Source organism: bacterium (assembly GCA_023228325.1).
In the GTDB taxonomy this organism is placed as follows: domain Bacteria; phylum Auribacterota; class UBA6266; order UBA6266; family UBA6266; genus UBA6266.
In genome coordinates this window covers 1-4,556 of the sequence record JALOBK010000023.1, presented here as the reverse complement: position 1 = coordinate 4,556, position 4,556 = coordinate 1, and the positions used below count along the sequence as shown (strand labels likewise).

The 4,556-nt window shown below is 28.7% G+C and carries 6 protein-coding genes and 1 tRNA gene; all 7 read left to right on the top strand.

The annotated features are described in order from the left end of the window. The first annotated feature begins 1,029 nt into the window (after window positions 1–1,029). The 7 genes from M0R36_11070 (at window position 1,030) to M0R36_11040 (ending at window position 3,822) form a co-directional block, all read left to right on the top strand. Window positions 1,030–1,116: transfer RNA gene (locus M0R36_11070), tRNA-Leu, on the top strand. 28 nt (window positions 1,117–1,144) lie between these two features. After that, the gene (locus M0R36_11065; GenBank protein MCK9556330.1) at window positions 1,145–1,603 is read left to right on the top strand and encodes a hypothetical protein; all 459 of its coding nucleotides are present in this window, start codon (window positions 1,145–1,147) and stop codon (window positions 1,601–1,603) included. Continuing rightward, a complete protein-coding gene (locus M0R36_11060; protein ID MCK9556329.1) occupies window positions 1,604–2,173 on the top strand; it encodes a hypothetical protein in 570 nt (189 codons plus the stop codon). Window positions 2,174–2,186: 13 nt separating this feature from the next. Then, the gene (locus tag M0R36_11055) at window positions 2,187–2,711 is read left to right on the top strand and encodes a DUF5662 family protein (protein MCK9556328.1); all 525 of its coding nucleotides are present in this window, start codon (window positions 2,187–2,189) and stop codon (window positions 2,709–2,711) included. Then, window positions 2,698–2,955 (top strand): hypothetical protein, encoded by a 258-nt coding sequence (locus M0R36_11050; protein ID MCK9556327.1) that lies wholly within the window; start codon window positions 2,698–2,700, stop codon window positions 2,953–2,955. The genes M0R36_11055 and M0R36_11050 overlap by 14 nt, the downstream gene beginning before the upstream one ends. Window positions 2,956–3,138: 183 nt before the next feature. Beyond that, entirely contained in the window at window positions 3,139–3,315 is a 177-nt protein-coding gene (locus M0R36_11045) for a hypothetical protein (GenBank protein ID MCK9556326.1), read from the top strand. A gap of 264 nt (window positions 3,316–3,579) precedes the next feature. After that, window positions 3,580–3,822, top strand: coding sequence for a hypothetical protein (locus M0R36_11040; protein ID MCK9556325.1), 243 nt, complete (start codon window positions 3,580–3,582; stop codon window positions 3,820–3,822). Window positions 3,823–4,556: the final 734 nt, after the last annotated feature.

Genomic DNA, 4,556 nt, shown 5'->3' with positions numbered 1-4,556 from the left:
TTGGTGGACCGGAGATGAACATACAAAACATGAAGCAGAGCGGTGCAATAATTTTTTATTTAAACCGCGTGTTCACTTCAAAATAAAAGTAATTGGAGGTTAAATTGACATCGGGTGAGTTAAAAAAATTGAGACGGGGCGATCTAGAAAAATATGGAATTAAATGCAAGCCCCAAAATGTTCGAGCATGTGAGAATTGTAGTAGAGTAAGATATGAGAGTATTAGTAATGACGGAAGGCATATATTATGTTTTTGTGATTCCAAATATTGCACAAGATACTGGACTGGGGATGGATGTACAGCCGACTTAGCTGAACATTGTCCAGAGTTTCAATCCAATGTTTTATTCAAAATAAAAGTAATTGGAGGTTAGGTTGAATTAATGGATATTAAAAAAATAAAACGATCAGATTTTGAAAAACTTGGAATTAAATGCAAGCCCAACTATATTATTGCATGTGAAAATTGTAATAAGGTGAAATATATAGAGATTTCTGATGATGGGAGGCATATATTGTGTAATTGTGTTTCCAACTATAGAAGACAATTTTGGACCGGGGATGATTGCACGTCCATATGGTCTCAGAAGTGTCCGGATTTTCAGTTTTATCCTCTATTCAAAATAAAAATCATAAAATCTTAAGTAAGTGAGGTGATTTGGTGCCAGAAAAATGCAAGTATTGTAAACATAGGGTAACATTTAAAAATGATTTGAAAAAATATAAACATACCTGGAATATATGTTCTCTATTTGATAACACGATCGAATCATTAGAAAGTGGGTGTGAAAAATTTTTAAGTATATTGGGAAGTATTCATGAAATGTGATTCGTGTTTATATTTTCTCAACAAAACCATGCTCGATGACGATATTCATATAAATTGCTCTCAATACACATTTATTACATTTCGATCTAAACGCGACAAAATTTTGATTTCAAAATGTAAATGTTATAAAAATAATTTTAAAATCAAAGTTATTAAATGTTAAAGAAAATATATTGATTGCCGATCAAAAATCTAACTGTGCCAAAGTGGTGGAACTGGAATACACGTTGGACTCAAAATCCAATAGGCTTATGTCTGTAAGAGTTCGAATCCCTTCTTTGGCACCATCTCAAAATTTTAAGAGGAGAATTTGATTTGAGAAAATTATTGACGAAACCAGACGAAATGAAAGGAAAGATAATTGAAGATGTTGTTGTAGATAAAGATTATGGAAATACAACTTCAATATTATTAAGCAACAATGAGGCAATATTATTGATGCCAAATAGCTATGCTGATTATAATGATAGAGAAGTCATTGAAATTAAATTAGTCAGTGGAGGACACGTCAAAGAATTTTATTTAAGAACGGAACCATTTTACCATAAATGGGATATAGATAGAATAAAAAATTTAAAAATTATAACCGAAGTTGAAGCAAATGAAATAGACCTAATGGCAACAATGATTAAAGAAAAAAGAGATGAAATTTCAAATAAAAATTTCTTAAAAAGAAAGATGAAACACTATCTTGAAATTAAAGAAAAGATTGAAAAAAATGAAATATTACCAGAAGACTTTAACAACTTAGAAGAAAATGAGAGAGAAATTTGAATGATTCATATTGGTATTATAGGAACCGCGGGGAGAGGGGAAGATATTAAACTTCTTGATACTACTATATACGAAAACATGTGCGAATATTCATTTAGATTTATAAAAAATTATAAAAAAGAAGAGGTGATACTTATAAGTGGAGGAGCAGCTTGGTCTGATCATATTGCAGTTAATCTATATTTAAAAAATGTTTGTAACTCACTGATATTATTTCTTCCGTGTGAATTTAAAAATGGAAAATATGAGGAAGGTTCTGACTATAAATGTCCAGGGAATATAGCGAACTATTATCACAAAAAATTTTCAGATAAAATAAAAATATCATCACTAAATCAAATATCTGAAGCTATAAATAAAGGCGCAGCTGTCAATGTTAATTTTAATGGATTCTTTGCAAGAAATTTGGATATTGCAAATAAATCCGATATACTTTTGGCATTTACCAATACTGAAGGAAACACTCCAAAAAAAGATTCGGGAACATATCACACATGGAAGAACTGTAAATCGCTATTAAAAATTCATATTTCTATTTCCAAGTTAACAGATCTTTTAAAATTTGAGTGAAGGGAGTTGATGAGTGAAATATTTTAAATACCTTAAATATATTTTGAAACATAAATGGTTCGTATTCGTTGAGTGTTGCAAGAGAGGGCATCCGATACTTGGATTGTTTCACGACATCAGCAAACTATTACCATCTGAATTTTTTCCATATTTGGAATATTTTTATGGTGGACCACATCCGAAATTATCAGAAACATTTGGAGATAAAAGAAATGAACTTTTAATCCACAATGTCAAATTTCAGGAAGAGGTAGATATAGATTTTGATCTTGCTTGGTTATATCATCAGCATAAAAACCCACATCATTGGCAATACTGGATTCTTAGGGAAGATTATGGAAAAGAAGTAAAAGTATTAGAGATGCCTATAAAATATATTGATGAAATGATTTCAGATTGGATTGGAGCTGGAAAAGCAATTTATGGAAAAGATAACACTCTGAAATGGTATAAGAAAAATAAAGATCATATTATTCTTCACCCGACGACTAGGAAATGGGTTGAATATAAGATTGGGGCCGAGAATGAGAGATTTTGAAAAAGAATTGATTGAATTAGAATCTGATGTTATGAAGAAAAATTGGGATTCATATGGAGCAGCAGCAATTAACAAAAAAGTTATAAATGGAGTAAGAGAATTTTTAAATAACATTTGTATTGTTCCCGTTGCTGATGGGACTATGCAAATTGAAGTTCATTCTAACGGAATTGATTTGGAGATATATTTTAACAAAGGTGGAAATGTTGTTGATATTTATGAAAAAGTGGAAGAAATAAAATGAGAAAATCATTTAAATATGATTCTAAAAAACGAATGGTTCAATTAAGATGCAAATATGCCATCAACATTAAATTACACATAATCAAAAACAAAAGGAATTCATGTTTACTAAAATATACATGTAAATGCGAGAGACCGGTATGTACTTTTATTCCCATAGCGTGAAGAAAGGTCGGTTTGAAAAATGAGAGATCCTAAAAGAATCAATAGAATTCTTAAAGAATTAAAAAATATCTGGAAGGAATTACCAGATTTAAGATTGGGACAACTAATTCAAAATCTTGGTGATGTTTATTATATTGAGGATGATGATTTAATCAAAAGACTAAGAAAATTATATCACTTTGATGAGGATAAATAAATGGGGTTATATGATCACCCAAAAATATGTGAATCGTGTTCAAAATTAAAATACATTAAAAAAAATTGTTTTAATGAATTGAGAAGAAATTATGATGCAGTGGTATGCAAATGTTCGTTGGATAGTTCTCCGTATTATTCATTTGAACCTGATAAAAATTGTAAGGATAGATATTATATTTTTGAAACAACTACTGTCGATCTAGTATGTTATGTTAAAAAATCATTTAAAATTAAAATCATTAAAAGATAAGGAGAAATTAATATGTGTAGCAAGACAGAAATAATATGTAGAACCTGTTCAAAATTAAAATACATTAAATATCCTATTGATATTGAAAATCGTTATATTGTGGTATGTGAAGATTCTTTATCTAAAAAATCACATTATTTCTCATTTTTACCAAATGAGAATTGTAATGAAAAACATTATATTTTTAACCCCGATGAAGATTATTTATCATGCTATATTAAAAAATCATTTAAAATTAAAGTCATTGAAAGGTGAAAACAAGTGAGTGAAATAAAAACTGGAAAATTGTGTTGTTCAGAATGTTTACATATGAATAGTCTTAATATTGAGAAATGTGAGTGTGGATGTGGTCAGAATTTTATAAATTTAAATTGTAAAGCAACAAGAAATAAAATTATGATTGATGTCTGCACTTCCCATATTCTTAACAGTATTGGCTACTATGGAATCTCAAATGATTTATATTTTAGATTTTATATTGGGGAATTTAATATGTTTAATTGTAAATTATTTACAAAAAAATTAATTTTTAAAACGGTACGGTGCTAACATGAGTAGAAGTGATTGGATTTGTTGTTGTAACTGCAAAAAAAGAATTGGATGTGAACACATGTGTGGTGGGGATATAAATATGTGTTCACCTACAGAAGAATGTGAAAATATAAACAAAGATTGTTTTGAACCAGATGAGATGATATTCTCGATATCAGCTAGAAAAAAATATATGAACAAAAAATTATACAGGATAAAATTAATTAAATGTTAATTATTGTGTGAAAACGGGATTCAGACAATCCCGTTTTTTATTTTTCAATTAATTTTTTCAGACACATAAAAAAATGATCTTTCTTTTTTCTATAACAAAAATAAGGTTATAGACTAAGGAGGATCACAAAATATGAATGTATTTGTATATGGAACATTGAGAAAAGGACAGAGATTACATTGTGTTATTTCAAATTATATTGAAAATATTAATGATGGATATA